This window comes from bacterium (assembly GCA_020440705.1).
Taxonomy (GTDB): domain Bacteria; phylum Krumholzibacteriota; class Krumholzibacteriia; order LZORAL124-64-63; family LZORAL124-64-63; genus JAGRNP01.
In genome coordinates this window covers 1-540 of sequence record JAGRNP010000379.1, presented here as the reverse complement: position 1 = coordinate 540, position 540 = coordinate 1, and the positions used below count along the sequence as shown (strand labels likewise).

Sequence of the window (540 nt, the reverse complement as noted above, 5' to 3'; positions counted from 1 at the left end):
CGGCACGGGCGTCGAGCTGCGCGAAGCGCTTCAGGGCGTCGTCGAGCGCCAGGAGGTCCACGCGGTTCTCCTCGAACCAGGCCACGGCGGCGTCCAGCGGCTCACGCTTGCGGTTGCCTCCACGCTTCTGCGCGCCGCGGGCGCGGGCGTGATCGGCGAGGATCGAGCGCATCGCGCGTGCGGCCACGCCCAGGAAGTGCCCTCGGCTCTCCCAAGGCGTCGAGCGTCCGACGAGGCGGAGCATGGCCTCGTTGACCAGGGCCGTGGGCTGCAGCGTGTGCGAGGGCGCAAAGGCCCGCATGCGGGCCTGTGCGATCGACTTGATCTCGGCGTAGAGATGCTCGAGGGCCTGCTCCAGCGCCTGCGCGTCCCCCTGCCGGGCTCGTTCGAGCCACAGGGTCACGTCGGGGCTCGGGCGGTCGGCGGTCGGCATCGCGACCGCATTCTGCCGAAGCGCCCCCGAGGACGAAAGGCGCCACTGCGCCCGCCTTCACGGGCCGTACGTCACGTAGACCTTGAAGCGGAACTCCCCGAAGCGGT

At 71.9% G+C, this 540-nt stretch carries 1 protein-coding gene; it reads right to left on the bottom strand.

Annotation, left to right across the window (positions count from 1 at the left end):
* The coding region (locus KDM41_18895) for an RNA polymerase subunit sigma-70 (GenBank protein ID MCB1185493.1) at positions 1 to 433 on the bottom strand (433 nt) is incomplete at its 3' end.
* Positions 434 to 540: the final 107 nt, after the last annotated feature.